General features: G+C 65.5%; 1 protein-coding gene. It reads left to right on the top strand.

Annotation, left to right across the window (positions count from 1 at the left end; translation table 11 throughout):
* On the top strand, positions 1-258 hold a 258-nt coding region (locus C5P05_RS00455; RefSeq protein ID WP_232834274.1), incomplete at both ends, for an ABC transporter permease subunit.

The raw sequence follows: 258 nt of genomic DNA, 5'->3' as shown, positions 1-258 counted from the left end.
TTCCCGAATTTCTGTTCATCCTGGAGGCGGCCAAGTGGACCGTGGCGCTGTCGCTGATTGCCTTCATTGGCGGCGCCATCGGCGGCCTGATCATTGCGCTCAGCCGCACCTCGCAGAACAGCGTGGCACGTCTGCTGTCGGGGGCTTTCATCCAGGTCTTCCAGGGCACGCCCTTGCTGCTGCAGCTGTTTCTGGTGTTCTTCGGCGCGCCGGTGCTGGGGCTGGAAATCAACCCCTGGGTGGCGGCCGGCGCGGCGC

It is taken from the genome of Rhodoferax ferrireducens, from assembly GCF_003347515.1.
Lineage (GTDB): Bacteria > Pseudomonadota > Gammaproteobacteria > Burkholderiales > Burkholderiaceae_C > Rhodoferax.
This window is presented reverse-complemented; position numbering and strand designations above follow the sequence as displayed.